This is a genomic window from Rhodococcus sp. ACS1, assembly GCF_002300155.1.
GTDB classification, from domain to species: Bacteria; Actinomycetota; Actinomycetes; order Mycobacteriales; family Mycobacteriaceae; genus Rhodococcus_F; species Rhodococcus_F koreensis.
The window spans coordinates 17,131-33,218 of the sequence record NZ_NSDZ01000012.1; the positions used below are offsets into that span (position 1 = coordinate 17,131).

Consider the following 16,088-nt stretch of genomic DNA (forward strand, 5'->3'; position numbering starts at 1 on the left):
AAGAACTGCCGGCTTGCCCGCCATCACATCACCCTTGAAACAGGCGCGTACTCGCAATCCCTACACGACAGATAGTGCGGAGGATCGTGCCAGGAGCCGTCAACCCCGATTGACCTGGAGTAATTGCCCTGGTGAAGCACCGGCGTCTGATGCGCACGATGTACGGACATTGCCCAGGATAGCTGTGAACGACCGTAGGGGCAAGGAGACGCCCCTACGGCGTGTCAGCTGGTCCGGACGCCGTCGGCTACGTCCAGTTCGAGAACCTGCAACCCCTCGGCCTCGGCCTGTGCTCGAAGATCCACGGGGAAAGGCTCCGTGGTCAATGCGAGAACGGTCGGTCCGGCTCCGGAGACGGTGGCGGCGATACCCGCCTTGCGGAGGACGGCGATCCATCGCGTCGTCAGAGGAAGGGCCGGAGCGCGCTGCGTCTGATGCAGTCGGTCCTCGGTGGCCGACATCAGAAGGTCGGGACGCTCTGTGAGCGCCACCACAGCGAGGGCCCCGCGGCTGACGTTGAACGCGGCATCCCGGTGGGGAACCGTCTCGGGCAACAGACCCCGCGTGTGGGCCGTCGACGAGCGCTCCCCCGGAACCAGTGCGACGACCCGGATCGCGGGGTGCACCTTCAGCGGGACGGCCGAGTAGATGTCGGTGGCCGCGGGGGCTCCGTCGGCCTGCTCACCCGCGCAGCTCCACGACACGACCGCGCCGCCGAGCACGCTCGCCGACGCGTTGTCGGGGTGCCCTTCGAATTCCGACGACAGCTGGACGAGCTGATCGAGCGACAGTCCGAGTTCGGGGTCGAGCTTGATCGCCAGGCCGTTGGCGGCCGCCAGTCCCCCGACGACAGCGGAGGCAGAGGACCCCAGACCGCGCGAATGGGGTATCACGTTGCGGCACACCACGTCCAGGCCGTCGGCCCACACACCGGCCGATTCCAGGCCGCGTTCGATCGCCCGGACCACGAGATGGGATGGACCCCACGGCACGTCGTCGGCGCCCTCGCCCTCGACCCGGATGTTCAGCCCCGAAGCCGTGGTCGTCACGGTGATCTCGTCGTACAGTCCGAGCGCGATGCCCAGCGTGTCGAAACCCGGGCCGAGGTTGGCGCTCGACGCAGGCACGCGAGCGGTCACGGTGAGGCCCGCGGGGAGGGTCTGTGTCATGGTGGCAGTGTGGTCCTGCGGCGTGGTGGGCGTGGGCGCCCCCACTACGCCAGCTCGAGGGCCGAGGCGACAGCGACTGGGTCGACCGGGATCGGTTGGACCTCAGGCATACCCGCCAACGCCGTGTCGGGGTCCTTGAGGCCGTTACCGGTGACCGTGCAGACGACGGTCAGCCCGGAGTCCAGCCAGCCCTCCTTGCGGGCGGCGAGCAGGCCCGCGACGCTCGCGGCCGACGCCGGTTCGACGAAGACCCCTTCGGTCCTGGCGATCAGCCGGTACGCCTCGAGGATCTCGTCGTCGGTGGCGGCCCGGAAGGCGCCGTGCGACTCTTCCTTGGCGGTGACCGCGCCGTTCCAGGATGCCGGCGAACCGATGCGGATCGCGGTCGCGATGGTCTCCGGGTCCTTCACCGGCGCACCGTGGACGAGCGGCGCCGCGCCCGCGGCCTGGACTCCGAGCATGCGGGGCTTCACGCTGGTGAGCCCGTCCGCGTAGTACTCGGAGTACCCGCGCCAGTAGGCGGTGATGTTGCCGGCGTTGCCGACCGGGAGGGCGTGCACGTCGGGCGCCTTGCCGAGGGCGTCGCAGATCTCGAACGCCGCGGTCTTCTGCCCCTCGATGCGGACCGGGTTGACCGAGTTCACGAGCCCGATCGTGGGGAATTCCGCGGTGGTCTTGCGGGCCAGTTCGAGGCAGTCGTCGAAGTTGCCCTGCACCTGGATGATCCGCGCACCGTGCATGACGGCCTGCGCGAGCTTGCCCATCGCGATCTTGCCCTGCGGCACCAGCACGGCGCAGGTCATCTTCGCCTTGGCGGCGTACGCGGCGGCGGAGGCCGACGTGTTACCCGTGGACGCACACAGGACGGCCTGCTGACCGCGGGCCAGCGCATCGGTGACGGCCATCGTCATGCCGCGGTCCTTGAACGAACCGGTGGGGTTGAGCCCCTCGACCTTCAGGTACACGTCGCAACCGGTGATCTCCGAGAGGTGCCCGGCGGGCAGCAGCGGGGTGCCGCCCTCGCGCAGGGTGACCGTCTTCCAGTTCGGTCCGATGGCGAGGCGGTCGCGGTAAGCCTCGATCAGCCCCGGCCAAGGGGTGTGAACGGGATTACGGGTGCCGGTCATTGTTCGGTGCCTTCCAGTCGCAGCACGCTGGTCACAGCGGTGACGAATTCGAGTTTGCTCAGGGCCTCAACGGTTTCCGACAGGGCAGAATCCGTCGCGACGTGGGTCACGACGACGAGGCGGGCGCCGTCGCCGGCGCCTTCCTGCCGCACGGTGGAGATGCTGACGCCGTGCTGCGAGAATTCGGCAGCCACCGCCGACAGGACCCCGGCCTTGTCCGCTACCTGCATGTTGACGTAGTAGCGGGTGGGGATGTCGCCGATCGGCGCGATCTTCAGCTTGGCGTACTTGGACTCGCGGGGTCCGCGGCCGCCGTTCACCTTGTTGCGCGCGGCCATCACCAGGTCGCCCATCACGGCCGACGCGGTGGGGGCGCCGCCGGCGCCCTGACCGTAGAACATCAGGCGCCCGGCGTTCTCCGCCTCGACGACGACCGCGTTGAACGCACCGTTGACCGAGGCCAGCGGGTGCTCCAGCGGCACGAGAGCCGGGTAGACCCGCGCGGAGATCCGCTCCTTGCCCTCGGGGGTGGTGATCCGCTCGCAGATGGACAGCAGCTTGATCGTGCAGTCGAGTGCGCGTGCCGACGTCAGGTCGGCCGCGGTGATCTTGGAGATCCCCTCGCGGTACACGTCGGCGGCGGTGACCCGGGTGTGGAACGCGATCGACGCGAGGATGGCAGCCTTGGCCGCGGCGTCGTAGCCCTCCACGTCGGCGGTCGGATCGGCCTCGGCGTATCCCAGGCGTCCGGCCTCGGCGAGGGTCGCGGCGTAGTCCGCGCCGGTCTCGTCCATCGCCGACAGGATGAAGTTGGTGGTCCCGTTCACGATTCCGGCGACCTTGTTCACCCGGTCGCCCGCGAGCGACTGGATGAGCGGGCGGATCACGGGGATGGCGCCCGCCACGGCGGCCTCGAAGTAGAGGTCGACGTTGTGCAGTTCCGCGGCCTCGGCCAGTTCACCGGTGTGATCGGCGAGGAGCGCCTTGTTGGCGGTGACGACGGACTTGCCGGAGTTCAGCGCCGAGAGAATCAGCTTGCGGGGCAGATCCATGCCCCCGATCACCTCGACGACCAGGTCGACGTCGTCGCGGGCCACGAGGGACTCCGCGTCGGTGGTCTGCAACTCCTCGGGAATTCCGCGGTCCTTGCCGGGGCGGCGGACGGCCACTCCACGCAGTTCCAGCGGGGCGCCGACGCGAGCCTCGAGGTCTTCGCTGTGCTCCCGCAGGATACGCACGACCTCGCTCCCGACGTTGCCGAGGCCGAGGACGGCCACACCGATAGCGCGATGCGCCGATTCGCTCGTCACTCTTGTACCTCCAAGCTCAACAGGTCTTCCACGGTTTCCCTCCGCAGGATCACGCGCGACTGTCCGTCGCGCACCGCCACCACGGCAGGGCGGGCGAGCAGGTTGTACCTGCTCGACATCGAATAGCAGTATGCACCGGTGGCCGCGACGGCGAGCAAGTCGCCGGCGTCGATGTCCTCGGGCATCCAGGTGTCGCGGATCACGATGTCACCGGATTCGCAGTGCTTGCCGACGACGCGGGACACCACCGGCGCCGCGTCGCTGACCCGCGAGACCAGTTTGGCCTCGTACTCCGCCTGGTACAGCGCGGTGCGGATGTTGTCGCTCATACCGCCGTCGACGCTGACGTACCGGCGGGTGAGGTTGCTGCCGACGGTGACGTCCTTGATGGTGCCGACCTCGTACAGCGTCACCGTTCCCGGTCCGGCGATCGCGCGGCCGGGTTCGACGGCCAGCGTCGGCTCCGGCAGACCGGCGAGCGCCGACTCGTGGCGCACGATGTCGCCGAGTTTGGCGGCGAGCTGGTCGACCGGCGGCGGGTCGTCGGTGGGGACGTAGGAAATTCCCATGCCGCCGCCGAGGTCGATGATCGAGATCTGGGCGGTCTTCTCGACGCCGAACTCCGCGACCACGTCCCGCAGGAGCCCGATCACACGGTGCGCGGCCACCTCGAAGCCGTCGACGTCGAAGATCTGCGAGCCGATGTGACTGTGGAGACCGACGAGACGCAGGTTGTCGGCGGCGAAGACCCGCCGGACCGCGTCGATCGCCTTACCGCCGGCGAGCGAGAACCCGAACTTCTGATCCTCGTGGGCGGTGGAGATGAACTCGTGGGTGTGCGCCTCGACTCCGACCGTCACGCGGATCAGGACGTCCTGCACCACACCGGCTTCGGCGGCCACCTTGTCGAGGCGGTCGATCTCCGTGGCGGAGTCGAGCACGATGTGCCCGACCCGGGCCGACACGGCGGCGGTCAGCTCGGAGACCGATTTGTTGTTGCCGTGCATGGCAATTCGCTCCGCCGGGAATCCGGCGTGCAGCGCGACCGCGAGTTCGCCGCCCGACGCGACGTCCAGGGACAGGCCCTCGTCGGCGACCCAGCGGGCGATCTCGCCGCACAGGAACGCCTTGGACGCGTAGTGCACCTTGGCCGTCGGCCCGAAGGCGCGGGCCATGTCGCGGCAGCGGGACCGGAAGTCGTCCTCGTCGACGACGAACAGTGGGGTGCCGTACTTCTCGGCCAGTTCGGTGACCGGGATGCCCGCGAGGCTCACCACTCCGTCCGCGGCGCGGCGGGCGTTGCGGGGCCACACCTCGGGAGAGAGCGCCGCGAATGCGGCCGCGTCGGCGGGACGTTCGGGCAGACCGGGCGCGTGCAGTTGCTCGGCGTGCTTGGGACCGGCGGGGTGCGCGTTCACATCTGCTCCGGTGCGCTGACGCCGAGCAGGGCGAGACCGTTGGCCAGAACCTGACGGGACGCGTCGCACAGCGCCAGTCGCGCGATGTGCAGCGGGCCGACCTCTTCGTCGCCCTGGGGCAGGATGCGGCAGGCACCGTAGAACCGGTGATAGGCACCGGCCAGTTCCTCCAGATACCGCGCGATGCGGTGCGGCTCACGCAGATTCGCGGCGCTGGTCACGACCCGCGGGTACTCGCCGAGGGTGCGGATCAGATCGCCCTCCTGCTCCGAGATCAGCAGCGAGAAGTCGGGATCCGTGACGGCGATGCCGAGGTCGGCGGCGTTGCGGGCGATGGCCGACAGCCGGGCGTGCGCGTACTGCACGTAGTACACCGGATTCTCGTTGCCGGTGCTCGTCCACAGTTCGAGGTCGATGTCGATGCTCGAATCCACCGAAGACCGGATCATGGCGTACCGCGACGCGTCGACGCCGATCGCCTCGACCAGGTCGTCCAGGGTGATGACGGTGCCGGCACGCTTGCTCATCTTCACGGCCACGCCTTCGCGGACCAGGTTCACCATCTGCCCGATGAGTACCTCGACGGTGTCGGGGTCGTCGCCGAACGCGGCCGCGGCCGCCTTGAGCCGGCCGATGTACCCGTGGTGGTCCGCACCGAGCATGTAGATGCACAGGTCGAAGCCCCGGGAGCGCTTGTCCTGGAAGTAGGCGATGTCACCGGCGATGTACGCCGCGTTGCCGTCGCTCTTGATGACGACCCGGTCCTTGTCGTCGCCGAAGTCGGTGCTCTTGAGCCACCAGGCGCCGTCCTCCTGGAAGAGGTTGCCGGAATCCTTCAGCGTCTCGACGGCCTTCTCCACCGCGCCGGACTCGAACAGCGAGTTCTCGTGGAAGTAGACGTCGAAGTCGACGCCGAACTCGTGCAGGGTGCGCTTGATGTGCGCGAACATCAGGTCGACGCCGATGGCGCGGAAGACCTCCTGCTGCTCGCCCACGGGCAGGTCCAGCACGTCGGGGCGCTGCTGCTGCACCGCGGTGGCGATGTCGGCGATGTAGGCGCCCGCGTATCCGTCCTCGGGGGCGGGTTCGCCCTTGGCGGCGGCGATCAGCGAGCGGGAGAACCGGTCGATCTGGGCGCCGTGGTCGTTGAAGTAGTACTCGCGCGTGACCGCCGCGCCCTGGGTGGACAGGATCCGGCCCAGCGCGTCGCCCACCGCGGCCCAGCGGGTTCCACCGAGGTGGATGGGGCCGGTGGGGTTCGCGGAAACGAACTCGAGGTTGATCTTCTTGCCGTCGAGCGTGTGGCCGGACCCGAAGGCGGCACCCGCCTCGAGGATCTTCGCGACGATCGCGCCCTGCGCGTCGGCGGCCAGGCGGATGTTGAGGAAGCCCGGGCCCGCGATGTCGGCGCTGTCGATGCCCTCGGCCGCGGTCAGCGCGTCGGCGAGCCAGCCGGCCAGCTCACGCGGGTTGGTACCGACCTTCTTGGCCACCTGCATCGCGACGTTGGTGGCGTAATCGCCGTGCTCGGGATTGCGCGGACGCTCGACCGTGAGAGTTTCGGGAAGCACGGACACGTCGAGTCCGCGTTCGGCGAGCACTTTCGCGGCGGTTCCGCGGAGCAGTTCGGCAAGGTCAGCTGGAGTCACAGGTATCTATCCTATGGCCAACGCGTCCCGAGCGGTGATCCGGCTTCCCGCGAGTCCCGGCGACCGCCGGCGAGCGTGGGCCCGGCCACTCTCCCAGGTTGCGCTCAGGGTGGGTAAGTACAGTGGGATCGCCCTGAGTCCCGGCTCTCAGCTCCCGGTCACCGGGGGGTCGAGCGCCCGTAACCCACACACCGAAAGATCACAATCGATGCCAAGCGGTTCGGAAAGTCGCGGTCCCGATAAGAACTCGGGCGCGAAGTCGGCGAAGGCCATCAAGGCCGCCAAGAAGAAGAGCGGCGGCGCGAAAGTCAAGGGCGGCGCGTCCGCTCCGCGGAACATCCCGTGGCTGACGATCGGTGCCGGAGCGGCCGTTCTCGCGCTCGTGGCGGTCCTCGCGATCAACCTGGTTCCCAAGTATCAGGCCAAGGAAGAGGCCGCGAAGTACGCGCCGAGCGCCGAGAACCCCGATCCGTCGGTCAACATCGACGGCGTCGTGAAGGTCGACTACCCGGCAGGCATCCACATCCAGCCGACGCAGCGCGTCGCGTACGACCAGTCGCCGCCGTTCGGCGGCCCGCACGACGCCATCTGGGCGACGTGCACCGGCACGGTCTACCCGAACGCGATCCGCACCGAGAACGCGGTGCACTCGCTCGAGCACGGCGCCGTGTGGATCGCCTACAACCCGGACGAGCTGTCCGCCGACCAGGTCGAGACGCTGAAGGACAAGGTGGACGGCGAGACGTACACGCTGCTGTCGCCGTACCCGGGCCTCGACAGCCCCGTCTCCGTGCAGTCGTGGGGCCACCAGCTGAAGGTGGACAGCGTCGACGACGAGCGCATCGACCAGTTCATCACCGCGCTGCGGATCAACAAGAACACGTATCCCGAGGTCGGCGCGAGCTGCTCGTCCATCCCGGGCTCCGGTTTCGACCCGGACAACCCGCCGCCGTTCGACCCGTCCACGCCGGGCGCGGACGCGGTGCCGATGGACGGTGGCGGTATCAACCCCGACCAGTCGGAATCCGGCGGCGCGGGAGCGCAGCTGCCGAGCGGCATGCAGCTCCCGTCCGACCTGCAGCTGCCGTCCGATCTGCAGCAGGCCCCGGCCGAGGGCGGCAATGGCTAGTTCCGCCGACACCGGGCACGGACCCGAGACCGATTCCGTCGACGAGGCGACCCCGGCCCGGCTCAGTCAGCGCACAGCGCTCCTGGTCATCGGGCTGATCGGCGCCATCGCCCTCGGATTCGCGCTCGGGTTCCTCGCCCGGCTTCCGCTCGAGGACTCCGGTACCCCGGTCCCCGAGGCCGGTTCCGTCGATGTCGGATTCGCGCAGGACATGAGCGTGCATCACAGCCAGGCGGTGGAGATGTCGGCGATTGCGCTGGCCAATGCCACCGACCCGGCGGTCCGCAGCCTCGCATACGACATCCTCACCACGCAGCAGAACCAGCTCGGACAGATGCAGGGCTGGCTCGCGCTGTGGGATCAACCGGCGCTGCCGTCCGGCGGCTACATGGGCTGGATGGAGTCGGAGCACTCGGATGGTCACACCCACGGGACCGCCGAGAACACGCACATGGAGTCGATGTCGAAGATGCCCGGCATGGCGTCCTCGGAGGACATGGCCGCGTTGCGTCAGGCCACCGGCCCGGCCGTCGACGTCCTGTACCTCCAGCTGATGCTGCGGCACCACCAGGGCGGGCTCCCGATGATGGAGTACGCGGCCCAGCACGCGTCGGAAGACGCGGTCCGCAGCCTCGCTCAGACGATGGTGGACACCCAGCAGAGCGAAGCGACGGTGATGACGAACATGCTCACCGCGAAGGGCGCCGCTCCCCTGCCGATGAACTGACGTCCGGCGTCACGACCACGTCCAGTCGCGCACCTCGGGCATGTCCTCGAGGTGCGCGACGACGTATTCGCCGTGCCGTTCGAGTTGCCGGAGGCAGAAGTCGGCCAACTCCGTGGCACCGGCCGGTTCGCGCCGCGTGCGGCGCAGCGCGGCGAGGGCGAGGTGGTAGCGGCTCATCCGGTTGAGCACGACCATGTCGAACGGTGTGGTCGTGGTGCCCTGTTCGCTGAAGCCGCGGACATGGAAGCGGTCCGGTGCGGGACGTCCGTGCATCAACTCGTGGACGGCGCGCGAGTACCCGTGGAACGCGAACACCACGTGTGTGTCCGCGGTGAAGAGGTCGAGGAAGGTGCGCGCGTCGAATCCGTGCGGGTGCTCGGTGGGTGTGAGCAGCCCCATCAGGTCGACGACGTTGACCACCCGGGTGACCAGTTCCGGGGTGTGTTCGCGCAGCAACTGCGCTGCGGCGAGAACTTCCTGGGTCGGGACGTCCCCGGCGGCGGCGAGCACGACGTCCGGTTCGGTGCCCGCAGAAGACTCCGTTCCCGCCCACTCCCACACCGACGCCCCGGCCGCGCAGTGCGCGTGTGCCTCCGCGAGGGTGAGGTACTGCAGGTGCGGCTGCTTGTCGACCACGACGAGGTTGACGTGATCGGTGCTGCGGAGGCAGTGGTCGGCGATCGAGAGCAAGGTATTCGAGTCCGGTGGGAGCCACACCCGGACCACGTCCGGTGCGAGCGGGATGACGGCGTCGATCATTCCCGGCCCCTGGTGGCTGAACCCGTTGTGGTCGTTGCGCCAGCAGGTGCTGGTCAGCAGGACGTTCAGCGAAGCCACCGGCGCGCGCCACGGCAGATCCACCGCATGCTGCAGCCACTTGGTGTGCTGGACGAGCATCGACACGCTCACCATCGCGAACGCCTCGTAGCTCGCGAACAGTCCGTGCCGCCCCGACAGCAGGTACCCCTCCAGCCAGCCCTCGCAGAGGTGCTCGCTGAGCACCTCCATCACCCGGCCACGGGCCGACAGTCCGTCGTCGTAGTCGGTGACCGGGAGCTGCCAGCACCGGTCCGTCACCTCGAAGACGGCGCCCAATCGGTTGCTGGACGTTTCGTCCGGGCAGAACAGCCGGAAGTATCCACCGCCGTCGGGCGTGGTGGTGGCGGCGTAGAGGTCGCGGAGCAGTTCCCCGAGCACCCGGGTGGTCTCGTGGTGGGTGGTGCCGGGTTTCTCGATCGGGAGCGCGTACTTCTCCAGGGGCAGTACCGGAAGATCCGCGCGCAGGCGGCCGCCGTTCGCATACGGCGACGAACCCATCCTCTTGTCGCCCTGCGGCGCCAGCCGCACGAGGTCCGGCACGAGTGCGCCGGACGAGTCGAACAGTTCGTCCGGGCGGTACGACCGCATCCACTCCTCGAGTTGACGCAAATGGGCCTCGTCGGTGCGAACCCCCGACAGCGGAACCTGGTGCGCCCGGTGCGTGCCCTCGACGAGCACGCCGTCGACGGTGTGCGGACCGGTCCAGCCCTTGGGGGTCCGCAGCACGATCGCCGGCCACTTGGCGGCGCTGCGCCTGCCTGCCCGCGCCTCCCGCCGAAGGTCGGAGATCGCGGTGTGTGCGTCGGTCAGCGCGCGATGCAGCGCGGGGAAGACCTGCCGCGGGTCGTCGCCCGAGACGACGACCGGCGCCCACCCCTGACCGCCGAGGAACGCTTCGACGTCGGCGTCGCTGCTGCGGCCGTGGACGGTGGGCCCGGCGATCTTCGCACCGTTGACGTGCAGGATCGGCAACACCGCACCGTCGCGTTCCGGATTGAGGAATGCGGGCAGTTTCCACGACGCGGACAGTGGTCCCGTCTCCGCCTCTCCGTCTCCGATCACGCACGCCACCAACAGATTCGGGTGGTCGAACGCCGCCCCGGCGGCGTGTGCGAGCGCATAACCGAGTTCGCCGCCCTCGTGGATGCTGCCCGGAGTCTGCACGCTGACGTGACTCGGGATGCCGCCCGGCGTCGAGAACTGCCTGCAGAGCCGGTGGATACCGGCGGCGTCGCGGGACACGCCCGGATACACCTCCGAGTACGTCCCCTCCAGGTACGTGGCGGCGACGAGCGCCGGACCACCGTGACCGGGACCGGTCACGTAGAGACAATCGGTGTCGGTCCGGCGGATGAGACGGTTCAGCAGGGCGTAGATCATCGACAGCCCCGGACTCGTTCCCCAGTGCCCGAGCAGCCGGGGTTTGATGTGGTCCGGGCGCAACGGCTCCCGCAGAAGCGTGTTGTCCTGCAGGTAGATCTGCGCGACCGTCAGGTAGTTGGCCGCCGCCCACCACCGCAGGTCCGACTCGAGGTCGGCATCGGAATAGTGCCTGTCGGAATCCTGCGACCCCGGCTGCCGTACATCGGTCATTCTCGACCCCTCCCCGAGAGTTCGCGAGCGTCCACGTCCTCCCGACACTAGGCGTGTTCGGGCCTCTACCGGGGCGAGTCCACGAAGTAGGGGGACCGATTTGGTCGATCCCCCTACCTATGCGCTACCATTGGCCAGCCCAATCGGCACACCGGTTTTCCGGTGCGCCCCCGTAGCTCAGGGGATAGAGCGTTCGCCTCCGGAGCGAAAGGTCGCAGGTTCGAATCCTGCCGGGGGCACCACGAGAAAATGCGCCGCATTGCCGCGGCGCAGTTTTCTCTGGTGCTACCAGTCTTCCCCGAGTGATCTCCTCGGGCCTTGTCGAGAGCTGCAGCCGCGCCGGCACATGCCGCGCACATCGATCGAACGCCGGCCTCCTCCATTGCAGGTTCCGCGGCAACAACTCTCTGCCGAAGACTCTCTCCGGCAGTGTCGACCAAGGGACACCCCTGTGCATCAACACCGCTCTCATCCACTCACCCTCGGCGTCGTCGCGCGTTCGAGTAAGACCGACGAACGCCGGCTCCCGATCCATCCGCTCCACTTCGATCGGATCGACGCCGACCTCCGTGGGCGCATCCATCTCGAGTACGGCTACGGCGAGCCCTTCGGCGTGTCCGACGAGCAGCTGGCCCTGTCGGTGGGAGGGCTGCGCACCCGGGAGCAGCTGATCGAGCACTCCGACGTCCTCCTGCTGCCCAAACCTCTCGCGAAGGATCTGGCGGACCTGCGAGACGGCCAGATCCTGTGGGGGTGGCCGCACTGCGTCCAAGACACCGAGCTCACCCAGGTGGCCGTCGATCGCCACCTCACGTTGATCGCGTTCGAAGCCATGAACCACTGGAGCGCCGAGGGGTCGTTCCAGCTTCATGTCTTCCACAAGAACAACGAACTCGCCGGATACAGCTCGGTGTTGCACGCGCTGTCGATCGCGGGTTCGACCGGCGACTACGGTCGCCGCCTCCGCGCGGTGGTCCTCGGATTCGGTGCCACCGCCCGCGGCGCCGTGACCGCGCTGAACGCCCTGGGCATCCACGACGTCCATGTCGTCACCCAACGCGGGGTCACCGCCGTGAGCTCGCCGATCCACTCCGCGGAGATCGTGCAGTTCGATCACGACGACGCCGATCCGCGCCGCAGTCACGTCACCACGGATGAGGGCCGGATGCCGCTCGCCGGGTTCCTCGCCCGGCACGACATCATCGTCAACTGCGTCCTGCAGGACACGGAGTCGCCACTGACGTTCCTGATCGACTCGGACGTCGAGACTCTCCTGCCCGGCAGCCTCGTCGTCGACGTGTCCTGCGACGAGGGAATGGGCTTCAGCTGGGCCCGGCCCACGTCGTTCGCCGATCCGACGTTCGTGATCGGTGAGAACGTCCGCTACTACGCGGTCGATCACAGCCCGTCCCACCTGTGGAATTCGGCGACCTGGGAGATCAGCGAGGCCCTGCTTCCCCACCTGGGGACTGTCCTCGACGGACCCGCCGCCTGGGACCGCAGCGACACGATCCGGCGGGCCGTCGAGATCCGGGACGGAGTGGTGCAGAACCCCAGGATCCTGTCGTTCCAGCACCGCGCGGCGGAGTACCCGCACCCGGTCGTCGCCTGATCGACCGGGCTCAGGCCGGGGTGCTGCGGCGCATCTCGCGTCGGAGGATCTTCCCGCTGGCCGTCTTGGGTAGTTCGTCGACGATCTCGACCCGCCGCGGTGCCTTGTAGCTCGCGAGCCGCTCCCGGCAGTACTCGACGAGGTCGTCCGTCTCCACCGTCTGCCCGGGGCGGAGGCTGACGAACGCGGCGACGGTCTCGCCGCGGTAGCTGTCCGGTTCGCCGACGACGGCCGCCTCCCGGACGGCGGGATGCCGGTAGAGGACGTCCTCGACCTCACGCGGCCAGACCTTGAAACCGGACGCGTTGATCATGTCCTTCTTGCGATCGACGACGTACACCCAGCCCTGGGCGTCCATGAATCCCACGTCGCCGGTGAGCAACCGGCCGCCGGGCAGCGACTGCGCCGTGGCGTCCGGCTTGTTCCAGTACGCGGGCACGACCATCGGTCCGTCGACGGCGATCTCCCCGACTTCGAGTGGGTCGAGGTCGGCGCCGTCCTCCCCGACGATCCGGATCACGGCGGAGGGCAGCGGCAGGCCGATCGCCAGCGTGCCGGACGACGGATCGACCGGCGCCTCCAGGTTCGGCGGGACGACGACGCACGGCGCGCTGGTCTCGGTGAGCCCGTAGCCGTTGCGGATGTACTTTCCGGTCAGCTCCCGGAACCGTTCGACGATGGCGGGCGGCAGCGGGGCGCCACCGGACATCACGGCCTCCAGCGAGGCGAAGCGCTCACCGGAGAAGTCGGGGTGGGCCATCAGTGCCATGTAGGCGGTGGACGGGCCGACCATGAACACCGGCCGCTCCTGCTCGAGGGCGTCGAGCACGACCCCTGCGTCGAACCGGTACGCGAGGATCAGCGGCGACGCCAGGTCGATCGCGGTGAGCAACTGGCACACCATGCCCGTGATGTGGAACAGCGGCGCCAGCGCGAAGATCGGCGAACCGGCGGGCTTGCTCTCGTACAGGCGCAGGATCGAACTGTTGACGGTGAGATTCCGGTGGGTGTTGGTCGCTCCCTTGGGGACTCCACTCGTTCCGGACGTGTAGGACACGAGCGCGATGTCGTCCGGGACCAACCCGGGATCGGGTACGTCGGCCCCCGCGCGCGCCCGGGCCACCTCGAGCAGGTCCGGCACGCCCTCGGCGCGCGCCCGGGTCATTCCCCCGAACACCCGTGGGTCGCCGGACGTCTGGATGTCGAGTTCGCTCGCGGTCAGCGCGATCCGCACACCCGCGGCGGACGCCCGCTCCGCCACCCGATCGGCCCACGCATTCTCGCTGCACACGATCGCGGTGACTCCGGCGTCGGTGAGGATGTGGGAGAGCTCGTCCCGATACATCGGGTTCAGCGGGACGACGACCCCGCCTGCCTTCCACGTGCCGAGCAACGCCAGCACGAACTGCGGGACGTTCTGCAGGTAGATCGCGAGCCGGTCGCCGTTCCCGAACCCGTTCTCCGCGAGGTATGCGGCCACACCGTCGCTGAGTTCGTCGACCTCGCGGTAGTCGAGGGTGCCGCCGAGGTACCGGATGGCCGGCCCGTCCGGGGCGGACTCGACCGCGGCCGAGAACATGTCGAGCGCTGTCCGGGCGGGGATCTCCCCCACTGAACGCGTGTTCTCGTCGTACCGGTTCATCCAGGGCCTGTCGTCGTACCAGCTCATCGTCGCCGTGCCGCCTCTCGCTCGTTCCGTGTCCGACTGTGTGACGTGCTGCTTCAGCGTGTTCCCGAGATCCCGCCGTCGACGGGGACGACGGTGCCGGTGAGGTAGGCCCCGGCGCGCGAGGAGAGGAAGATCGCGGTGCCGGCGACGTCTTCCGGAGTTCCGACCCGGCCGAGCGGCACCGATCCCTCGACCGCCTCCTTCCGCTCCGGGTCGTCGAGGATGAACGCCATCATCTTGCTCGGAAACGGACCCGGCGCAATGGCATTGACGGTGATCCGCTCGACGGCCAGCGCCGCGGCGAGCTTGCGGGTGAGCATGTGGACCGCGGCCTTGCTCGCCCCGTACGAGAAGTTCTCGGTACCCGACACCACGAGTCCGTCGATCGACCCGATGTTGATCACCCGGGCGGGGTTTTCGTCCGTCGCCGCGGCCCGCAGACTCGGCAGCAACGCCTGGGTGAGCAGGAACACGCCCTTGACGTTGATGTCGAAGATCTTGTCGAACCCGGCGGCGGGGAACTCGTCGACCGGCGCACCCCACGTCGCGCCGGCGTTGTTCACCAGGACGTCCAGCCGGGGCGACACCTCGGCGACCCGTGCGACGAGTCCCTCGATCCCCTCCTCGGTGGACAGGTCGGCGGGGTGCGCGTGGCACGTCCCCGGCCCGGCGGCGGACAGTTCGGCCGCGGCCTTCTCGCACGCCTCGGCCTTGCGGGCGGAGATGACCACGGTCGCCCCGGCCTCGACGAACCCCTGCGCGATCATCCGGCCGATACCCCGCGAACCTCCGGTGACCACCACGGTCTTGCCTGCGACGTCGAACAGCGAACCTACGTCCATGTGCGTTCCCTTCAGGGTTGGAAGACTTCAGGGTTGGAAGACGAGGCGACCGACGGTGCTGCCGTCACCGAGCCTGCCGATGCCGTCGGCCACGTCCGCGAGCGAGAGCCGCTCGCTGATGAGCGGCGTGATCGCCCCGGACTCGGCGAGGCGGGTCAGTTCCTCGTGACAGTCGGCGATCGCCTGCTGGTTGTACTGCTTGTACAGACCCCAGTGCAGTCCGATGATCGAGTAGTTCTTGATCAGGGCGTGATTGAGACCGGGTGTCGGGATAGTGCCGCCGGCGAAACCGATGATCAGGATCCGGCCCTCGAACGCGATGCACTTGGTGGACTTCGCGTAGGCGTCGCCGCCGACCGGATCGTAGATGACGTCCGCGCCGCGTCCGCCGGTGAATTCCTTCACCAGCGGAACGAAATCGTCGGTGTGCCGGTCGATCACCAGATCTGCCCCCAGCCGGCGGCAGTACTCGACCTTGTCGGCGCCACCGACGACGCCGATCACCTTCGCTCCCGCGGCCTTGCCCAATTGCACTGCGGCGCTGCCCACTCCGCCCGCGGCGGCGTGGACGAGCAGAGTCTCCCCCGGCTTCAGCTGGGTGCGGCGGTGCAGTGCGAACCAGCTCGTCTGGTAGCCGATGCTCAACGCCGACGCCTCCGCGTCGTCGAGCGCGGACGGGGCGGCGAACGTGTTGGCCTCGTCCATCACGGCCATCTGCGCGAATCCGCCGCCGGGCAGGTTCGGGTTGCCGATCACCCGGTCGCCGGCGGCGAAGCGGGTGATGCCGTCACCGACCGCGACCACTTCGCCGCACAGCTCGACTCCGGGCGTGAACGGCAGCGGCGGCTTGATCTGGTATTCGCCGCGGCACAGCAGCACGTCGGGGAAGTTCGCCGGTGCGGCGAGGACCCGGACCAGCACCTGCCCCGGGCCTGCCGTGGGGTCCGGGACCTCCTCGAGGTGCAGCGCGGTGCGCGGCTCGCCGAGTTCGTGGACACGCCATGCCTTCATGGATTGCTTCCTG

General features: G+C 68.8%; 12 protein-coding genes and 1 tRNA gene. 4 read left to right on the forward strand and 9 right to left on the reverse strand.

The genetic code is table 11. The annotated features are described in order from the left end of the window. Positions 1-224: 224 nt before the first annotated feature. From thrB to argS, 5 genes are read right to left on the reverse strand one after another with little or no spacing between them, the layout of a single operon-like run. Complete coding sequence (gene thrB, locus CJ179_RS44610; RefSeq protein WP_095865910.1) at positions 225-1,169, reverse strand: homoserine kinase; 945 nt, start codon at positions 1,167-1,169, stop codon at positions 225-227. 44 nt (positions 1,170-1,213) lie between these two features. Next, the gene (gene thrC / locus CJ179_RS44615) at positions 1,214-2,296 is read right to left on the reverse strand and encodes a threonine synthase (protein ID WP_072946109.1); all 1,083 of its coding nucleotides are present in this window, start codon (positions 2,294-2,296) and stop codon (positions 1,214-1,216) included. Beyond that, positions 2,293-3,606, reverse strand: coding sequence for a homoserine dehydrogenase (locus CJ179_RS44620; protein WP_005264470.1), 1,314 nt, complete (start codon positions 3,604-3,606; stop codon positions 2,293-2,295). Before CJ179_RS44620 ends, thrC begins: the two co-directional genes overlap by 4 nt. Further along, complete coding sequence (gene lysA / locus CJ179_RS44625) at positions 3,603-5,024, reverse strand: diaminopimelate decarboxylase (RefSeq protein ID WP_095865712.1); 1,422 nt, start codon at positions 5,022-5,024, stop codon at positions 3,603-3,605. Before lysA ends, CJ179_RS44620 begins: the two co-directional genes overlap by 4 nt. Further along, complete coding sequence (argS, locus tag CJ179_RS44630; protein WP_072946104.1) at positions 5,021-6,673, reverse strand: arginine--tRNA ligase; 1,653 nt, start codon at positions 6,671-6,673, stop codon at positions 5,021-5,023. The genes lysA and argS overlap by 4 nt, the downstream gene beginning before the upstream one ends. Before the next feature lie 208 nt (positions 6,674-6,881). Between argS and CJ179_RS44635 the strand changes: the two genes are divergently transcribed. Together CJ179_RS44635 and CJ179_RS44640 are read left to right on the forward strand one after the other, a co-directional pair. After that, on the forward strand, positions 6,882-7,802 hold the full coding sequence (locus tag CJ179_RS44635) for a DUF3105 domain-containing protein (protein ID WP_072946102.1): 921 nt from the start codon (positions 6,882-6,884) through the stop codon (positions 7,800-7,802). After that, positions 7,795-8,529: a DUF305 domain-containing protein gene (locus tag CJ179_RS44640; protein WP_095865713.1), complete on the forward strand. Its 735-nt coding sequence runs from the start codon at positions 7,795-7,797 to the stop codon at positions 8,527-8,529. Before CJ179_RS44635 ends, CJ179_RS44640 begins: the two co-directional genes overlap by 8 nt. 9 nt (positions 8,530-8,538) lie before the next feature. Here CJ179_RS44640 and CJ179_RS44645 read toward each other — a convergent pair whose 3' ends face one another. After that, entirely contained in the window at positions 8,539-10,941 is a 2,403-nt protein-coding gene (locus CJ179_RS44645) for a phosphoketolase (RefSeq protein WP_095865714.1), read from the reverse strand. 166 nt (positions 10,942-11,107) lie between these two features. Here CJ179_RS44645 and CJ179_RS44650 point away from each other — a divergent pair. Continuing rightward, positions 11,108-11,183: transfer RNA gene (locus tag CJ179_RS44650), tRNA-Arg, on the forward strand. 209 nt (positions 11,184-11,392) lie between these two features. Next, positions 11,393-12,553 (forward strand): N(5)-(carboxyethyl)ornithine synthase, encoded by a 1,161-nt coding sequence (locus CJ179_RS44655; protein ID WP_179377892.1) that lies wholly within the window; start codon positions 11,393-11,395, stop codon positions 12,551-12,553. 10 nt (positions 12,554-12,563) lie between these two features. Here CJ179_RS44655 and CJ179_RS44660 read toward each other — a convergent pair whose 3' ends face one another. From CJ179_RS44660 to CJ179_RS44670, 3 genes are read right to left on the reverse strand one after another with little or no spacing between them, the layout of a single operon-like run. Next, positions 12,564-14,222 (reverse strand): AMP-binding protein, encoded by a 1,659-nt coding sequence (locus CJ179_RS44660; protein ID WP_095865716.1) that lies wholly within the window; start codon positions 14,220-14,222, stop codon positions 12,564-12,566. A gap of 53 nt (positions 14,223-14,275) precedes the next feature. Beyond that, complete coding sequence (locus tag CJ179_RS44665) at positions 14,276-15,064, reverse strand: RhlG family 3-oxoacyl-ACP reductase (RefSeq protein ID WP_072946090.1); 789 nt, start codon at positions 15,062-15,064, stop codon at positions 14,276-14,278. Between the two features lie 27 nt (positions 15,065-15,091). Beyond that, a complete protein-coding gene (locus CJ179_RS44670; RefSeq protein ID WP_095865717.1) occupies positions 15,092-16,075 on the reverse strand; it encodes an NADPH:quinone oxidoreductase family protein in 984 nt (327 codons plus the stop codon). Positions 16,076-16,088 lie beyond the last annotated feature (13 nt).